The organism is Pseudomonas sp. PS01301 (assembly GCF_029960215.1).
In the GTDB taxonomy this organism is placed as follows: Bacteria; Pseudomonadota; Gammaproteobacteria; order Pseudomonadales; family Pseudomonadaceae; genus Aquipseudomonas; species Aquipseudomonas coleopterorum.
On record NZ_JASCPM010000130.1, the window covers coordinates 1 to 306 of the forward strand.

The 306-nt window shown below is 51.0% G+C and carries 1 rRNA gene; it reads right to left on the reverse strand.

Features of this window, described 5'->3' with window-relative positions:
- Positions 1-306, reverse strand: a 23S ribosomal RNA gene (locus tag QMX89_RS22735); the annotation flags it as partial.

Genomic DNA, 306 nt, shown 5'->3' on the forward strand with positions numbered 1-306 from the left:
CAGCCTACCACCTTAAACTTGGACAACCAACGCCAAGCTGGCCTAGCCTTCTCCGTCCCTCCATCGCAATAACCAGAAGTACAGGAATATTAACCTGTTTTCCATCGACTACGCTTTTCAGCCTCGCCTTAGGGACCGACTAACCCTGCGTCGATTAACGTTGCGCAGGAAACCTTGGTCTTTCGGCGTGGGTGTTTTTCACACCCATTGTCGTTACTCATGTCAGCATTCGCACTTCTGATACCTCCAGCAAGCTTCTCAACTCACCTTCACAGGCTTACAGAACGCTCCTCTACCGCATCACCA